Origin of the sequence: Streptomyces sp. NPDC005423, from assembly GCF_040606415.1 — a bacterium.
GTDB lineage: Bacteria > Actinomycetota > Actinomycetes > Streptomycetales > Streptomycetaceae > Streptomyces.
Window position 1 is genome coordinate 122,900 of sequence record NZ_JBEXET010000004.1, and the last position, 15,548, is coordinate 138,447.

General features: G+C 73.0%; 15 protein-coding genes. 6 read left to right on the plus strand and 9 right to left on the minus strand.

The features are described 5' to 3' along the window. Positions 1–30: 30 nt before the first annotated feature. Positions 31–1,536, minus strand: coding sequence for a long-chain fatty acid--CoA ligase (locus tag ABZT12_RS08380; protein WP_356379370.1), 1,506 nt, complete (start codon positions 1,534–1,536; stop codon positions 31–33). 16 nt (positions 1,537–1,552) lie between these two features. Then, complete coding sequence (locus ABZT12_RS08385) at positions 1,553–1,864, minus strand: hypothetical protein (protein ID WP_356379373.1); 312 nt, start codon at positions 1,862–1,864, stop codon at positions 1,553–1,555. Positions 1,865–2,010: 146 nt separating this feature from the next. Between ABZT12_RS08385 and ABZT12_RS08390 the strand changes: the two genes are divergently transcribed. From ABZT12_RS08390 to ABZT12_RS08400, 3 genes are all read left to right on the plus strand, one after another. Next, positions 2,011–2,784: an enoyl-CoA hydratase/isomerase family protein gene (locus ABZT12_RS08390; RefSeq protein ID WP_356379376.1), complete on the plus strand. Its 774-nt coding sequence runs from the start codon at positions 2,011–2,013 to the stop codon at positions 2,782–2,784. A 64-nt stretch (positions 2,785–2,848) separates the two neighbouring features. Further along, entirely contained in the window at positions 2,849–3,853 is a 1,005-nt protein-coding gene (locus ABZT12_RS08395) for an LLM class flavin-dependent oxidoreductase (protein ID WP_356379721.1), read from the plus strand. Between the two features lie 10 nt (positions 3,854–3,863). After that, positions 3,864–5,342, plus strand: a complete 1,479-nt coding sequence (locus tag ABZT12_RS08400) for an aldehyde dehydrogenase family protein (RefSeq protein ID WP_356379379.1) — start codon at positions 3,864–3,866, stop codon at positions 5,340–5,342. A 12-nt stretch (positions 5,343–5,354) separates the two neighbouring features. Here the strand turns inward: ABZT12_RS08400 and ABZT12_RS08405 are convergent, their stop codons facing one another. Continuing rightward, positions 5,355–6,527 carry a thiolase family protein gene (locus ABZT12_RS08405; RefSeq protein ID WP_356379382.1) on the minus strand — a complete coding sequence of 391 codons (1,173 nt, stop codon included), beginning with the start codon at positions 6,525–6,527 and terminating at the stop codon, positions 5,355–5,357. A gap of 118 nt (positions 6,528–6,645) precedes the next feature. Between ABZT12_RS08405 and ABZT12_RS08410 the strand changes: the two genes are divergently transcribed. The 3 genes from ABZT12_RS08410 to ABZT12_RS08420 all read left to right on the plus strand — a co-directional run bounded on the left by ABZT12_RS08410 (position 6,646) and on the right by ABZT12_RS08420 (position 9,407). Next, positions 6,646–7,767 carry an acyl-CoA dehydrogenase family protein gene (locus ABZT12_RS08410; protein ID WP_356379385.1) on the plus strand — a complete coding sequence of 374 codons (1,122 nt, stop codon included), beginning with the start codon at positions 6,646–6,648 and terminating at the stop codon, positions 7,765–7,767. Positions 7,768–7,799: 32 nt separating this feature from the next. After that, positions 7,800–8,588: an SDR family NAD(P)-dependent oxidoreductase gene (locus ABZT12_RS08415; RefSeq protein WP_356379388.1), complete on the plus strand. Its 789-nt coding sequence runs from the start codon at positions 7,800–7,802 to the stop codon at positions 8,586–8,588. A gap of 63 nt (positions 8,589–8,651) precedes the next feature. Continuing rightward, positions 8,652–9,407, plus strand: coding sequence for an SDR family oxidoreductase (locus tag ABZT12_RS08420; RefSeq protein ID WP_356379391.1), 756 nt, complete (start codon positions 8,652–8,654; stop codon positions 9,405–9,407). Positions 9,408–9,486: 79 nt separating this feature from the next. Here ABZT12_RS08420 and ABZT12_RS08425 read toward each other — a convergent pair whose 3' ends face one another. The 6 genes from ABZT12_RS08425 to mftD form a co-directional block, all read right to left on the minus strand. After that, positions 9,487–10,227, minus strand: coding sequence for a hypothetical protein (locus tag ABZT12_RS08425; RefSeq protein WP_356379394.1), 741 nt, complete (start codon positions 10,225–10,227; stop codon positions 9,487–9,489). A 40-nt stretch (positions 10,228–10,267) separates the two neighbouring features. Then, positions 10,268–10,786, minus strand: a complete 519-nt coding sequence (locus tag ABZT12_RS08430; RefSeq protein ID WP_356379397.1) for a flavin reductase family protein — start codon at positions 10,784–10,786, stop codon at positions 10,268–10,270. Between the two features lie 7 nt (positions 10,787–10,793). After that, entirely contained in the window at positions 10,794–11,975 is a 1,182-nt protein-coding gene (locus ABZT12_RS08435; RefSeq protein WP_356379400.1) for a hydroxylase, read from the minus strand. A 157-nt stretch (positions 11,976–12,132) separates the two neighbouring features. Beyond that, positions 12,133–13,518: a mycofactocin biosynthesis glycosyltransferase MftF gene (gene mftF / locus ABZT12_RS08440; RefSeq protein WP_356379403.1), complete on the minus strand. Its 1,386-nt coding sequence runs from the start codon at positions 13,516–13,518 to the stop codon at positions 12,133–12,135. After that, positions 13,515–14,276 carry a mycofactocin biosynthesis peptidyl-dipeptidase MftE gene (gene mftE / locus ABZT12_RS08445; protein WP_356379406.1) on the minus strand — a complete coding sequence of 254 codons (762 nt, stop codon included), beginning with the start codon at positions 14,274–14,276 and terminating at the stop codon, positions 13,515–13,517. Before mftE ends, mftF begins: the two co-directional genes overlap by 4 nt. Continuing rightward, positions 14,273–15,484 carry a pre-mycofactocin synthase MftD gene (mftD, locus tag ABZT12_RS08450; RefSeq protein ID WP_356379409.1) on the minus strand — a complete coding sequence of 404 codons (1,212 nt, stop codon included), beginning with the start codon at positions 15,482–15,484 and terminating at the stop codon, positions 14,273–14,275. The genes mftE and mftD overlap by 4 nt, the downstream gene beginning before the upstream one ends. Positions 15,485–15,548: the final 64 nt, after the last annotated feature.

Here is a 15,548-nt window from a genome sequence, read left to right on the forward strand (position 1 = left end):
CGCTTCGACCTGCCCTTCTCGGCGGGATGGTCAGCCGGTGGCCGGCCGGCCCTCGGCGGTCAGGGCCGCCACGATGTCCCGGCGTACGAGCTTGCCGGTGGCGGTGCGCGGCAGCTCGGGCCAGTAGGTGATGCGGTCGGGTGTCCGCGATCCGCGCAGGGTGTCGCGTACCGCCGTGCGCAGCTCCCCGGGGTCGACCCGGGCGCCGGCGCGGGTGACGACGACCGCCTCGATGCGCTGGCCCCACTCCTCGTCCGGGACGCCGACCACCACGGCGTCGAGCACGCCCGGCTGCCGGAGCAGGACGTCCTCGATCTCGGCCGGGGCGATGTTCTCGGCGCCCCGGATGATGGTGTCGTCGGCCCTGCCCTCGACATACAGGTAGCCGGCGGTGTCGAGCCGGCCCCGGTCGCGGGTGGGGAAGAAGCCGCGCTCGTCGGTGGCGGAGCCCTGTCCCGCGTACTCGCCGGAGACCTGTTCGCCCCGTACCCAGATCTGGCCGGGCCGCCCCCCGCCGAGGACCGCGCCGGACTCGTCGCGGATCTCCAGTTCCACGCCGGGCACCGGCAGCCCGGCCGAGCCGAGCCGCGCCCGGATCTCGGGATCGGTGCCGGCGACGGCCGCCCGGTGCTCGTCCGGGCCCAGGACGGAGATCGTGGAGGAGGTCTCCGTCAGCCCGTAGGCGTTCACGAACTGCACGTGCCGCCACTCCCCGAGCGCGGCCTCGATCACCCGGCGCGGCATCTTCGCCCCGCCGTAGGCGAGCGTACGCAGGGTCGGCACCGACCGGTCCAGGCCGTCGGTGTCCATGATCCGCGCGAGCATCGTCGGCACCACCATCGCGTGCGTGATCCGCTGTTCGCGTACGAGGTCGAGCCAGCCCCGCGGGGTGAACTGTTCGAGGGTGAGCGTGCGGCGCCCCGCGTAGAGGTTGCTCAGCACGTTCGACACGGCGGCTATGTGGTACGGCGGAACACTCACCAGCGCCGCCTCGTCGGGGTCCGCCCCGGCGAACTCCACGGTGCCGAACACGTACGACATCAGGTTGTGGGGGCGCAGGAGCACACCTTTGGGGGCCGCGGTCGTGCCGCTGGTGTAGATGATGACGGCCGGGGCGTCGGAGGCGGCCGGACCGTCGCGGCCGTCCGCGCCGGCGGCGGCGGTCTCCAGCCAGCGCGCCGGAGTGAGCACCGGCAGCCCGGCCCGGCGCAGCACCTCGGCCTGTTCCGGGTCGGCGATGCCGAGGGCCCGCGGGTGGTTGGCCAGCAGTACCGCCAACTGGGCTTCGCCCAAGCGGTAGTTGACGGGTACCAGGGGCACCCCGGCGTGGGCGGCGGCGAACAGCGCGACCGGGAAGGCCGGTCCGTTCACGGCGAGGTGGAGGATCGCGTCGGCGCCGGCCTCACGGACGGCGCGGGCGCCTCCCGCGGCGAGCGCGCGCAGGCGCCGCGGGGTGAGTCCGTCGTGGTTGCGTCCGACCACGATCCGGTCGCCGAACCCGTCGGCGGCCATGTCGAGCAGTGTCGTCAGGTTCATCGGCCCGGCCCCGCCCTCAGTCCGAGGCCGGCAGCGGCTTGGGGCCCTTGACGGCCAGTGGTACGCCGTTGACGGCCAGGGTCCCCGGTCCGGCCTTGGTGCACAGCAGTTCCACGCCGAGCCCTTCGTCGGCATAGCGCTTGCCGAGCAGCGAGCCGCCCGTCCGCTCCGGCGCGGGGACGCCGGTGGTGGCGGCCTCTCCCCCGCCCGGCTCGGTCATCACCGCCCCTCCGCAGGTGATCTCCAGGTCGCCGCCGGGCGCCCGCACGACGACCACCGTCGTCGTGTCGACCGTACTGGCGAGCATCTGCCCCACGCGTGGCTTCATCGCAGCTTCCTCCGCGGCTCTCGACCTGCCGTCCGGCGAAAAAGAGTATACGGCTTACCGCGATCACGTCGAGGGAAGGAACGGGGCGTCCCGGTGAGTGGGCGGTACCCGGCGGCGACCGCGGCCGGCGGATCTACGCTTCGCCGATGGACCTCACAACCGTCCGTTACGCGGTCTCCGACCACGTCGCCACCGTCACGCTGGACCGGCCGCACGCCATGAACAGCTTCACGCAGGAGATGCTCGACGACTTCTCCCGGATCTGGCACACCGTCAAGGAGGACGACGACGTGCGCGTCGTCGTCCTGCGCGGGGCGGGCGAGCGCGCGTTCAGCACCGGCATGGACGTCAAGGAGGGCATCGACCGCCACCCCAACGTCTGGTCCCAGACCGACCCCGGGGAGAAGCTGTCGCCGAAGCTCAACCGGGTGTGGAAACCGCTGGTGTGCGCGGTGCGGGGGATGGCCGCGGGCGGCGCCTTCTACTGGCTCAACGAGGCGGACATCGTGGTCTGTTCGGAAGACGCGACGTTCTTCGACCCGCATGTCAGCTACGGCCTCACCGCGGCCCTGGAGCCGATCGGACTGGCCCGGCGCGTCCCGCTCGGCGAGGCGCTGCGGATCGCGCTGCTGGGCCTGGACGAGCGGGTCTCCGCGGCCCGCGCCCTCCAGATCGGCCTGGTCAGCGAGGTGATCCCGGGCGAGCGGCTGTGGGAACGGGCCGACGAGATCGCCCGCGTCATCGCCGCCAAGCCGCCCGCCGCGATCCAGGGCACGGTCCGGGCGATCTGGGAGTCGCTGGACGCGACCCGCACCCAGGCCCTGCGCACCGGCCTCTCCTACACCCAGCTGGGCAACCCGCTCGGCAAGGCCGAGGTCGACCGCTCAACGGTCTCCCGCGGGCAGTGGACACTGCGCTGACACCTCCCTACCCTCCTAAAAAGAGGGCACTGATTCGATCCAGGAGGTGGATATGCGGTTCGGCATGCCATGGCCGGGACCCGAGGTGGGGCGCGAGGCCGAGGAAGCCGGCGTGAGCGCCTTCTGCGCCGCTGAGTTCGCCGACCACGACGCCTACGTCACCCTGGCGGAGATCGTCGCCCACACCGAGCGCGCGCTCGTCGGGCCCGCCATCGCGTACGCGTTCTCCCGCACCCCCTACGCCCACGCCACCGCCCTGCGGCAGCTGCACGCCCAGGCTCCCGGCCGGCTCTTCCTCGGGCTCGGCAGCGCCGCGTTCCGCGTCAACCGCGACTGGCTCGGGGTACCGGCCGAGCGGCCGGTGGCCCGGATCGCCGACACCGTCGCGGCCGTCCGGACCTGGCTGCACGCGGAGAACGGCCAACCCGTGCGCCACACAGGGGAGTTCTACGCCATCGACGCCGACGTACGCGCCCCGGTGCTCGGCCGGCTCGACATCCCCGTCCTGCTCGCCGCGTTCAACTCCGGGATGGCCACCACCGCGGGCCGGGTCGCCGACGGCGTCGTCGGACACGGCCTCTTCACCCGCTCCTGGTGGAACGACGTCGTACGCCCCGCCGTGCGCCGGGGGGCGGGTGAGAAGCCGCGCTCCCTCGAACACGGCTGGCTCATCACCGCGATCGACGACGCCGCGCCCGAGCGCGCCGTCGCGGACGCCCGGCGCATGATCGCCTTCTACCTCACGGTCCGGACCTACGACCCCTTCGTCGCCCGGCACGGCTGGGAGGGCCCGGTCGAGCGACTCCGGTCGGCCTTCCGCACCGGGGACACCGACGCCATGGCCAAGGCCGTCACCGACGAGATGGTCACCTCGATCGCCCTCTGCGGCACCACCGCCGACGCCCGGACCGCCCTGGCCGCGCGCGCCGACGCGCTCCCCCGCGACGTCGGCTACTTCGCCCCGCCCACCTTCCTGGTCGGCCGCAAACGCCGTGCCGCGTACGCCCGTTCCAGCCTGGCGCTGCTCGACGCCCTGCCCGGACGGGACACCGAGGCCGCCGTAAACTGAGGAGACGGACATGCCGACGCCGTACAGCTTCTCCACTCAGCTCTACATCGACGGGCGCCGCACGGACGGCGAGTCGCGGGACCGAACGGTCGTACGCAACCCCGCCACGGAGGAACCCGTCGCCGAGGTGCCCCGGTCCTCGGGCGCTGATGTGCGCCGGGCGGTCGGTGCGGCGCGCAGGGCGTTCGACGAGGGGCCGTGGCCGCGGCTGAGGCCCGCCGAGCGGGGTGCCGTACTGCTGCGCCTGGCCGAGGAGTTGGAGCGCCGGCTGCCCGAACTCGTCGCGGTGAACATGGCCGAGGCGGGCTCGGTGCGGTCGCTCGCCGAGTCTCTCCAGACGCGCGTTCCGCTCGCGCATCTGCGGGACATGGCCGAGCGGGTACTGCCCTCCTTCGCCTGGGAGCGCCCGATGGAGCCGACGGTGGCTCCGGGCGTCGGGATCGCCCAAGGGGTGCTGCGGCGCGAGGCGTTCGGCGTGTGCGCGCTGATCCCCGCCTACAACTTCCCGTTCTTCCTCAGCATGATGAAGGTGATCCCCGCACTCGCCGCGGGCTGCACCGCCGTCCTGAAACCGGCGCCCGCGACCCCGCTGGAGTCCCTGCTGCTGGGGGACTTCGCCGACGCGGCCGGGCTGCCGCCGGGTGTGCTGAACATCGTGACCGGGGACGCCGAGGCGGGCCGGGAGCTGACCACCGATCCCCGCGTGGACCTCGTCAGCTTCACCGGCTCGGACGCGGTGGGCCGCATGGTCCACACGCAGGCCGCGGCCTCGCTGAAGAAGGTCGTCCTCGAACTCGGCGGCAAGTCGGCGAACATCGTCCGCGCGGACGCCGACCTGGACGGGGCGGTCCGGTCGGCGTTCACCGGCATCACCACCCATGCCGGGCAGGGCTGTTCGCTGCTCACCAGGTCGCTGGTGCACCAGTCGGTCCACGACGAGTTCGTCGAGCGGCTGCGCGCCGCCCTCGCCACGGTCCGGGTCGGCGATCCGGCGGACGGGTCGACCACGATGGGCCCGCTCATCAGCGAGGCGCAGCGCGACAAGGTGGAGAAGCTGATCCGCGTCGGCGAGGAGGAGGGGGCGCGCCTGGTCTGCGGCGGCGGCCGGCCCGCCGCCCTCGACCGGGGCTACTTCGTCGAGCCGACCCTCTTCGTCGACGTGAGCAACGCGATGACGATCGCCCGCACCGAGTTCTTCGGACCGGTCGGCGTGGTCATCCCGTTCCGCACCGACGACGAGGCGGTCCACATCGCCAACGACAGCCCCTACGGCCTGGCCGGCGCCGTCTGGAGCGCCGACACCGTGACCGCGTACGACCTCGCCACCCGTATCCGCGCCGGGGGTGTCACCATCAACGGCGGCAGCCCCGGGGTGAGTCCGCGGTCCTCGTTCGGCGGGTACAAGCAGAGCGGACTGGGCCGGGAGTGGGGCGCGTCCGGACTCGACGAGTACCTGCAGACCAAGTCCGTCACCTGGGCGGCGCGCTGACCCGGCCGCCGCTCAGGCCGTCAGGACCAGCGCGGAACCCATGCCGCCGCCCGCGCACATGGCGGCGACCGCCGTGCCACCGCCCCGGCGGCGCAGTTCGTGGGCCAGGGTGACGATCATGCGGGTGCCGGTGGTCGCCACCGGGTGTCCGAGGCTGCACCCGCTGCCGAACGGGTTGACCCTGTCCGGGTCGAGCCCCAACTCCCGTACCGCGGCGAGGGGTACGGCCGCGAACGCCTCGTTGATCTCGAACAGGTCCACGTCGCCCAGGGCGAGCCCGGCCCGGTCGAGCGCCTTGCGGATCGCCAGGGCCGGTGCGAGCCCCGTCCGCACCGGCTCGACGCCGACGCTCGCCCAGGCGCGGACCGTCGCGAGCGGGGTGAGCCCGTGCCGGGCGGCCACGTCGGACCCGGCGACGACGACCGCGGCGGCGCCGTCGTTGACCCCGCTGGAGTTCCCGGCGGTGATGGAGAAACCCTCGATCTCGGGGTGCAGCGGCTTCAGTGCGGCCAGCTTCTCGGCGCTGGTGTCCCGCCGGGGATGCTCGTCCACGTCGAAGAGCGAGGTGTCGCCGGACCGACCGGTGACCTCCACCGGGACGATCTCGTCCGCGAACCTGCCCTCGTCGACGGCCCGGACGGCCCGCCGGTGCGAGCGCAGTGCCCAAGCGTCCATCTCCGTACGGGAGATGGCGGCCAGCCGGGCCGTGTTCCAGCCGACGAGGAGCGCCATGTCGTCGTTGGGCGCGTCGGGGGCAGGCACATGGGTGGGCGACATCCAGGGGTCCTGCCAGTCGTCCGTGCCGGGAACGCGCCGCCGGGCCACCGGCGCCGTGGACGACGACTGGGTGCCGCCCGCGATCACCACCCGGTCCATGCCGGCGAGCACACTGCCGGCGGCGGTCGCCACACTCGCCAGCCCGGAGGCACAGTGCCGGTTGTGCGCCAGCCCCGGAACGTGGGTGAGCCCCGCCCGGAGCGCCGCGTACCGGGCGATGTCACCGCCGCCGGCCAGGGATTCGCCGAGGACCACGTCGTCGATCTCCTCGGCCGGCACCCCGCAGCGCCGCGCCGCCTCGCGGACGACGACGGTGGCGAGGTCGAAGGCGCTGGTGTCCCGGAGGGTGCCTCTCCGGGCGGTTCCGATCGCGGTGCGGCACGCGGCGAGAAGCACGGCATCAGTCATGAATTGATGATACTCAACTCCTCCCGCTCCTGGCGATACGCGGTCAGAATCTCGACCGGAGGAGCAAAAGAGGATACCTTCATCGTCAATGGAGTGCTGTCGACCGAGGCGGTGACGGGTGAACTTCGAACTCAGCGACGAGCAGGGCATGGTGCGCGCGGCCTCCCGCGACCTGCTGACCGACAGGTCGCCCATGGAACGGGTACGGGCGGGGCTGGAGGAGGCCGATGCCGACCCCCGGCTCTGGGCGTCGGCGGCCGAGCTGGGCTGGCCGGGGCTGGCCCTGCCGGAGGAGTACGGCGGGTCCGGGCAGGGCCTGGTCGAGCTGGCGCTCGTCGCCGAGGAGGCCGGGCGGGCGCTGGGACGGGTCCCCTTCCTGCCGACCGCCCTCGTCGGCCGCGCGCTCGCCGCCGCCGGTCCGACCCCGCTCGCGGCGCGGGTGCTGCCCGAGCTCGCCGCGGGAACCTCGTGGGCCACCTGGGCCTTCGCGGAGCCGCGGGCGCCCTGGACGCCCGACGGCGTACGCGCCGAAGTCCGGTGCGAAGAAGGCGAGTTCGTTCTCGACGGGGTCAAGACGGCCGTACAGGACGCGGGCGGCGCCGGCCGGCTGCTCGTCACCGCGCGGCACGACGGAGTGCCGGCCTCCTTCCTCGTCGACCGGGACGCTCCCGGGGTGGCGGTCAGGCGCCAGCGCGGCCTCGATCCGACGCGCGCGTTCTACGAGGTCCGCTTCGAGGCCGTACGCGTGCCCTCCGGCAGCCGGCTCCACGGCGGACCCGGCGCGGTCCGCCGACTGCTCGACGACGCGGCGGTGCTGGTCTGCGCCGACTCGCTCGGGGCGATGGAGCGCATGCTGGAACTCACCGTCGAACACGTCGGTACGCGCGTGCAGTTCGGGCGGCCGATCGGAACCTTCCAGGCCGTCAAGCACGCCTGTGCCGACATGGCGATGCTCGTGCACGGTGCCCGTGCCGCCACCTACCACGCGGCGATGGCCGCCGACGCGGGCACTCCCGACGCCGCCCGGTCGGCCTGCTCCGCCGCCGCTTACACCGCGCACGCCACCGGTGAAGTCGCCGCCCGGGCACTGCAGTTGCACGGCGGCATCGGCTTCACCTGGGAGCACGACCTGCACCTCTACCTGCGCCGGGCCAAGGCCGACAGCGTCCTGTACGGCGACGCCGACGTCCACCGCGACCGGCTGTGCACCCTGCTGCGGCAGTCCTCCGCGTCCGTCTGAACCGGTCCGGCGCGGCCAGTGAAAGGGATCCGATGGAGATCAAGGGCAAGAAGGCCGTCGTGTTCGGCGGCGCCTCCGGAATGGGCCGGGCCGCCGCCGAACTGCTCGCTGCCCGCGGCGCGGACGTGGCGGTGCTCGACCGTCCGGCGTCGCCGGGCGCGGACGTCGCCGCGGCGCTGGGAGGCCGCTTCCACCCCGTCGACGTCACCGACTTCGAGGCGACCGAGAGCGTGCTCGCCGACGCCGTCGGGGCGCTCGGCGGACTGCACGTCTCGATCACCACCGCCGGCGGGGGCAGCGTGCAGCGCACGCTCGGCAGGAACGGCCCGCACGACCTGGACGCCTTCCGCCGCGTCCTCGATCTCAACACTGTGGCCACCTTCAACATCAGCCGGCTCGCCGCGCTGCACATGAGCCGGAACGAACCCGACGGAGCCCAGGCCCCCGACGAGCCGGACGGCACCGGGGAGCGCGGGGTCATCATCACCACGTCGTCCATCGCCGCCTTCGAGGGGCAGGTCGGGCAGGTCGCCTACTCGGCGGCCAAGGCGGCCATCGCCGGAATGACCCTCACCATGGCGCGGGACCTCGGCTCGCTCGGCATCCGCGTCCTCGCCATCGCGCCCAGCCTGTTCGCGACCGGGGCGACCGAGCGCATCCCCGAGGAGACCCGGGCGGCGCTGGTGAAGGACGCGGCCTTCCCCAAGCGGCTGGGCCGTCCCGAGGAGTACGCCAAACTCGCGCTCGCCATCATCGACAACCCGATGCTGAACGGCCAGTGCCTGCGCCTGGACGCGGGCCAGCGGTTCGCCCCGAGGTGACGGTGAGCCGTGACTTCACCGCAGCGCACGATCCATCCGAACGGCGACGACAGGAGAAGCCGCATGCCGGACACGGAACATGAGGGAAAGGTCGCGTTCATCACCGGAGGCGGCCGGGGCTTCGGCAAGGCGTTCGGGGCGGCCCTGGCCCGGCGCGGCGCCCATGTCGTGCTCGCCGACATCGACGGCGATGTCGCCGCCGCCGCCGCGAAGGAGCTGACCGCGCACGGCTGGAGCGCCGCCGGTGTCGCCTGCGACGTCTCCGACGAGACCGCGGTCGGCGCGGCCATCGGCGAGGTGGCGGAGCGCCACGGCGGTCTCGACATCCTGGTCAACAACGCCGGTCTGCACGCGGCCTTCAACCGCCCGTTCACGGAGCTCGGACTCCCGGCCGTGCGGCGGGTGTTCGAGGTGAACGTCATGGGTGTCGTCATCTGCTCGCTCGCGGCCCGGGAGGCGATGAGCGGACGGGCCGGCGCCTCCATCGTCAACATCTCCTCGTCGGCGGCCTACGCCAACCGGACCGTGTACGGCGTGTCCAAGCTGGCGGTGCGCGGTCTGACGGTGTCGTTCGCGCGCGAGTTCGCGGCCGACGGCATCCGGGTCAACGCCATCGCGCCGGGGCTCATCTTCACCGAGGCCGTACGGGCGCAGCTGTCGGCTGCCGAGGCGGAGCGGGTGCTCGGCGAGCAGATCCTGCGGCAGGAGGGCGAGGAGAAGGACGTCGTGGAGGCGCTGCTGTACCTGGTCTCCTCGAAGGCGTCCTTCGTCACCGGCGAGACGCTGCGCGTGACGGGCGGTTTCGCGCTCTCGGTCTGACTCCCGGACGGTGTTCACGACGGTGCCCCGCGATCGCGTCCGATCGCGGGGCTTCGTCTCTGTCGCGGCTCGACTCCGCCTATGTGGTGGCGAGTTGGACGGGCTCCGCGGCTTCGGCCGCCTCCGCCTCCTCCGCCTTGACGGCACGCAGCAGCATGATCGGCGTGGCGATCTTCCAGACGAAGTACACCAGCGAGGGGAGGATGTTGGCGAGCAGTCCGTTCCACGCGAACGGGCCCGTCTTCGTCAGGTAGACGAACGCGCCCGGGATGAGCAGGACCCCGAGCACGAGGTTCAGATAGCCGAACCAGCGCGGGAACACCGGCCTGCTGCGGGTGTCGATGAGGGCCGCGTAGCCGATCGACCAGACCTGGAGGACGAAGATGCAGGCGTTGCCCACCAGCATCAGCCAGTACATGTCGGACATCGCCGTCAGTACGTCGGCCGAGTGGCTCTGGGGACGATAGGCGGCGGCGGAGAGTATCGCGAGCGGGAAGAAGAACCCGATCGGGGCGACCACACCCGTGGTCAGCTGGATCATGGAGAGCAGACCCCAGCCGCCTTCGATGCGCCGCATCTGCATGCTCGTCACCACGACGAACGGGTACTCGAAGGGGACCACCAGCACCATGATCGTGGTGCAGGCGAGGATTCCGGTCCGGTGGTCGGTGAGGAACGCGACGACGCCCTGGGGACTCGTCGTCGGGTCCAGCGGCGTGATGAGGTGGCCGAGGGAAAAGGCGACGATGAATCCGATCAGGAGCACGAATCCGCACCAGGCGGAGGCGCGTTCCAGTCGGAAGTGCTGGTCTTGTCTCATCAACGGATCTCCTTTGATCTCGCTGCTCGTTGTGGGCTCGCTACCAGCCGACGAGCCGGTCCAGCACCAGCGTCGTGGTCGACAGGTAGTCCCCGTATCCGCCGCGGAAGAAGAGCAGCGGGGTTCTCTTCGATTCGACGCGGAGGTGCCGGACCCGGCCGACGACCAGGAAGTGGTCGCCGATCTCGACGACTTGCTCCAGCGCGCAGTCGACCCATGCGACGACCCCGTCCAGGACGGGGTTGCCCAGCGGGGACGGCTGCCACGTCACCCCTTCGAACCGGTCGGCGCGGCCGGCCGCCAGCTGCCGGGAGAGGCGTTCCTGGTTCCCCGCGAGGGCGTTGGCGCAGAAGCGTCCGGCGGTCCGGACCGTCGCCAGGGTGGCCGAGGAGCTGTCCACCAGGAAGGAGACTAGGGGCGGTTGCAGGGAGACGGACATGAAGGTGCCGACGATCATGCCCCTGGGACGCTGATCGGCGTCCGTGGTGGTGATCGCGACCACACTGGTAGGGAAGTGGCCCAGTACACCGCGGAAGTACCGTCCGTTGACCGTGTCCATCCGCGGCTCAGATCAGGACGCGCATCGAGTCGGGAAGCTCCAGGCCCATCTGGGCGAGGGCGTTGGCGTGGTATGCCGTGCCGGGGACGTGGATCATGTGCTGGAGTCCGACATGGGCGTCGCGCCAGTACCGCTGGATGGGGTTGCCGCGCCGGATCGCGTTGCCGCCGGAGCGGGCGAAGATCTCGTCCAGCGCCGAGACGGCGCGCCAGGCACAGCGCACCTGGTTGCGGCGGATGTCGGCCCGGTCCCCGATGGTGACGGGCCGGCCGGCCTCGACCTGGTCGTAGAGGCGGCTGATGCCGTCGATCAGCTGGACCCGCGAGGCGCCGATCTCCGCGGCGGCCTCACCGGCCGCGTAGAGGACGTAGGGGTCGTCCCGTACCTGGACGCCCGTCACGGCGACCCGGTCGCGCTGCTGGCTCAGGTGGAGGGCGAGCGCCCCTTCGCAGATGCCGATGACGGCCGCGGTGATGCCGAGCGGGAACATCGCGCTGAACGGCAGCCTGTACACGGTCTCGGTCAGTCCGACCGACTCGGCGGCGGCGCCCTCGGTGACCAACTCCTGTCGTATGGCGCGGTATTCGGGGATGAAGGCGCCGTTCACGACGACGTCCTTGCTGCCGGTGCCGGCCAGCCCGATCACGTCCCAGGAGCCGTCGACGATCTCGTAGTCCGAGCGGGGCAGCACGACGTGCAGCACGCTGATCGGTCCGGCGGGCCTGCCCTTGCCGTCACCGGCGAGCGCGCCCAGGAAGTCCCAGCCGCAGTGGTCGCTTCCCGAGGAGAACGGCCAGCGTCCGCTGAGGACGTAGCCGCCGTCCACGGGGTCGGCGACACCGTTCGGCATGTAGGGCGAGGCGATCCAGGTGTCCGGGTCCTCGCCCCACACCTCGTGGCCGAGCCGGGGGTCCATCTGCGCCAGCTCCCACGGGTGCACCCCGACCACGCCGGACACCCAGCCCGCCGCCCCGTCGTGGCTCGCGACCGCCATGACCGCTTCGGCGAAGTCCCGGGGATGGGCGGCGTGACCGCCGAACTCCTTGGGCTGGAGCATCCTGATCACCCCTGCCGAGCGCAGGAGTTGGACGGTGTCGTCGCTCAACTTGCCGAGTTTCTCGTTCTGTTCGGCGAGCGCGGCCAGTTCGGGCCCGATCTCCTCGATACGACCGACTACTTCGTGCGCCACGCCGCACACCTCCTGCGTACCGGTGAATCACAGTGCCGCACGCCGGCGGCGGGATCACCTCATTGTTGGTTCGCGCCGGTCCCGGCCGCTGGGGGCTTTCCGCTGACCGGGACTCCTGCGGAGCGGGGTGCGGCGGCGGCCGCCGGAAGCCCGGCCGTCACCGGGTGACGCGTGGCTTGAGGGCCGCGAGCGACCGGCCCTTGAGGGCGGAGCACCAGACGCCGGCCCCGTAGGCGAGATCGTCGAGCCGCCGGGCGACGCCGTAGCGGACCGGGTCGAGACGGGCGCGGTCGTGCCGGTACTCAAGGGCCACGTCCGCCAGGGCGGCGGCCAGGGTCGCGCGGCGCAGCCGACGCGACACCGTGCAGCCGACCGCCGTGAGCGGCCACCAGTGCCGGGTCAGCAGGGCCGAGGTCTGTGACAGCGCGCCGGCGACCCCGTTGGCCGTGAGCCGCAGTGCCAGCAGGTGCGGGTGGCCGGTGCCGTCGAGCTTGCGGGCGATGCCCAGGGCGGTGACACCGGCGACGGCCGCGGCGGCGGGCAGCGACCAACGGCGTTGCAGGAGAAGGACGGTGACGAACGCCGTGCCCCACGGGGCGAAGACGGCCGGGGCGATGAACTCGGGATGCCGTTCGGCGAGCGGATGCGCGCCGGTGCCGTAGACCGCCTTGCGGAGCAGCCAGTCGCCGAGGCGCGCCCGGTGTTCGTGGGCGGCTCGGGCCCTTGGTTCGTACCGCACCCGCCAGCCGTCCTCGATCAGCCGCCAGCACAGGTCGACGTCCTCCCCGACGCGCATCCGCTCGTCGAAGCCGTCCTTCAGGGCGTCCACGCGCGCCACCGTGCACGCGGTCGAGGCCCAGGAGACGGGTGTGCCCGGTCGTACGGCGGCCGGGTGGGCGCCCAGGTCGAGGGAGGAGCGGGCGTTCTCGTAGCGTGCGATCCAGGTCGGGGCGGTGCCCGGCAGGCCCGTGATGCGCGGTACGGCCATGGCGAGGGCCGGGTCGGCGAAGTGGGCGAGCAGGGTGGGGACGGTGTCGGGGGCGAGCACGACGTCGGAGTCGACGAAGACCACGTAGGGGGTCGTGACGCGTCGCAGGCCCGCGTTGCGCGCGCCGGCGGGGCCGGTGTTGACGGGCAGGGCGAGCAGCCGCGCCCCGTGCCGGGCGGCGACGGCGGCGACGGCCTCGGGGTGCCGTGAGGCGTCGTCGACCACGATCACCGGCGGACCGGAGCCGACGGTGGCGAGCAGCCGGTCGAGCTGCCGGGGGCGGTCACGGACCGGCACGACGACGGTGTACCGCGGGTCGGGGCGGGGCGGCAGGGCGTCGGCGACGGGATGGGCCATGCCGGTGTCCAGCAGCCGGTCGGCGAGCAGGGCGCCCGCCGCGTCGCGGACGGTGACCGTCCGGCCGGTGAGGAGTCGGCGGGCCCGGGGGGTCAGGCGCAGCAGCCGGGTGGGGTGGCCGCCGAGCAGGGCACGGCCACCGTCGAGCACCCGCGTGTGGCGGTCGAGTTCGACCACGAAGCCGGCGGGCAGGGTCATCCGCGCGGCACCTTGGGCGGCGGGTTCGGGGCCGGTTCGCCGAGCCGGCCCCGGTCGTCCACCAGGTCCCCGGCGATCCGGCGGACGGCGGCCGACACTATCGCCTCCAGCGTCCGGCGTCCCTCGGCGGCCGAGGCGCCGGCCGGATCGCCGAGTACGCCCGACGGGGAGAGGGCACGGATGCCGCGGGCCATCAGGTCCGGCAGGAGCAGGCGCAGAGGCCGTGTGTCACCGGCGACGGCGTGCTCCATGCGCACGGTGTCGGGAGCCAGGTGCAGCATCAACGACGTCTCCGCGCGCCCGGCGTGCGCGTCGCCGCCCGGGACACCGCAGCCGGTCCAGGCGACGGCATGGCCCTCGGCGCGCAGCCGCGGGACGACGGTGTCGAGGGTGGCGGTGTTGCCGCCGTGGCCGTTGACGAGGACGACCCGCCCCGCCCAGAGGGACAGGGACCGCACCAGCTCCACGACGACCGCGCCCAGAGCCTCGTGCCCGATGGAGACCGTTCCGGGGAAGCCGGCGTGTTCACCGCTGGCGCCGTAGGCCAGCACGGGGGCCACCAGCGCGGGTCCGGCCGGCCCCGAAGGGAGGGCGGACGCGGCCCGTTGGGCAACGGCGCGGGCGATGACACTGTCGGTGTCGAGCGGCAGGTGCGGCCCATGCTGTTCGGTGGAGCCGACCGGAACGAGGACCGGGCCGCCGACGGGAACCGCCGGCCAGGCGGTGCGGGCCAGTTCGCCGTCCTGCGCCGTTCTCATACGGCCGCGTCCCGCCCCTGTCGGCTGTCCGCGCCCGAGCCGAGGGCCAGGGCGAACCCCGGCGGGATCGCCAGGTCGTCCGGCGACAGGTCGTGGACCGAGGCGTGGCCGAGGCCCAGTACGGCGGAGTCGAGGCCCCCGCGCAGGATGTCCAGGACGTTCTCGACCCCGGCTTGTCCGTTGGCCGCCAGGCCCCACAGACAGGCGCGGCCGATGAGGACGGCCCGGGCGCCGAGGGCGAGCGCCTTCGCGACGTCTCCGCCGCGCCGCACCCCGCCGTCCAGCAGGACTTCGACCTGGTCGCCGACGGCCGCCACGACCGAGGGCAGGACGCGGAGGGTGGCGGGCGTGGTGTCCAGGTTGTTGCCGCCGTGGTTGGAGACGGAGAGGCCCGTCACGCCCGCGTCGACCGCGCGCCTGGCGTCGTCGACCCGGGTCACGCCCTTGAGCAGGAAGGGGCCGCCCCACTCCTCGCGCAGCCATGCGACGTCGTCCCAGGTGGGCGGAACGGTCCGCATCCACTCGCCGTAGGCCCCGAAGAAGGTGGGCGAACTGCCGCCCGGCGGGCGAAGGTTGGGCACCGTGAGGTCCGGAAGTCGGCCGGATCGGGCGTACCGCCACAGCCAGGCGGGATGGGGCAGTACGTCCGGGGCGTGGCGCAGCATGGTCCGCAGGTCGAGCTTCTCGGGGATGGCCGGGCTGCCCCAGTCGCGGCCGTGGGAGAAGGACCAGTCGAGCGTGACGATCAGCGCCTTGGCGCCGGCCGCCCTGGCGCGGTCCATGCGCTGGACCATCGCCTCGCGGGTGCCGCTCCAGTAGAGCTGGAAGAAGAGGTCCGGTCCGGCGTCGGCGACCTCCTCCACCGGCTTGCTCGCGTACGAGCTGAGCCCCATGACGACGCCTCGGTTCGCCGCCGCGCGCGCCACGGCGACCTCTCCCGCCGGGTGCACGGCCTGGACGCCGGTCGGGGAGATGAGCACGGGCAGTGCCGTCGGCACCCCGAGCACGGTGGTGGTCAGGTCGCGGTCGGCGTGGTGGCCCACGACGCGGGGTGCGAAGCCGAGTCGGTCGAACGCGGCGACGTTGTCGTCGATGGTGCGGCCGCGCTCGGAGCCGGCCAGGAGCGCGCCGTAGACGCTGCCCGGCAACCGGCGCCTGGCCCGGCGCTGCGCCTCGGCGACCGTCTCGAACCAGGGGTTCCTGGCCATGCGCGTTCTCCCCTCTCTGCTGTCTGCTGTCTGCTGTCTGCTGTCTGCTGTCTGCTGTCTGCTG